This window comes from Pseudomonas sp. GM50 (genome assembly GCF_000282375.1).
In the GTDB taxonomy this organism is placed as follows: domain Bacteria; phylum Pseudomonadota; class Gammaproteobacteria; order Pseudomonadales; family Pseudomonadaceae; genus Aquipseudomonas.
The window spans coordinates 1-704 of sequence record NZ_AKJK01000036.1; the positions used below are offsets into that span (position 1 = coordinate 1).

Annotated in this window: 1 protein-coding gene; it reads right to left on the reverse strand. The window is 62.5% G+C overall.

The genetic code is table 11. The annotated features are described in order from the left end of the window. Positions 1–704, reverse strand: a 704-nt coding sequence (locus PMI30_RS23940; protein ID WP_008006935.1) for a calcium-binding protein, incomplete at both ends; no start/stop codon positions are given.

A 704-nucleotide genomic window follows, 5' to 3' on the forward strand; every position in this document is an offset into this window, starting at 1 on the left:
GTTCAGGTCGTTGCCGATCACGCTGAAGGTGCCAAGGCCGGTCAGGGTAACGTTCTCGACGTTCTGCAGGTTGCTTTGGCTGAGGTCGACGGTGCTGGTGGTCGAGGTCGAGGCGTAGGTGATGTTCAGCAGGTCACGACCCTGGTCGGCAGTTTCCTGCAGCAGCGCCAATTCGCCAAACTGGTCGAGGACGTAGCTGTCGTCGCCGGTGCCGCCGCTCAGCGTATCCAGGCCGGTGCCACCGTTGAGCACGTTATTGCCGCTGTTGCCAGTCAGCACGTTATTCAGGGTGTTGCCGACACCTGTGAGGTTGTCGCTGCCGGTGAGGGTGAGGTTTTCCAGGTTGGCACCGAGGGTCCAGCTGACCGAGGAGCGCACGGTGTCGATTTCGCTCGCCAGGATACTGGTCTCGGTGACCGCGTCCTTGAGGTTGTCGACGATATAGGTGTCGTTGCCGCTGCCGCCGATCATCACGTCGGCACCGAGGCCGCCGTCCAACGTGTTATTGCCAGCGTTGCCGACGAGGCGGTTGCTCAGGGCATTGCCGGTCCCGTCCAGATTATCGCCGCCGGTGAGGGTCAGGTTCTCGAGGTTGCTGCCCAGGGTGTAGCTGATGGACGAGGCGACCGTGTCGATCTCGGCCAGCGAGGTGCCGCGTTCGATCACGGTGTCGCCGACATTGTCGACGAGGTAGGTGTCGTTGC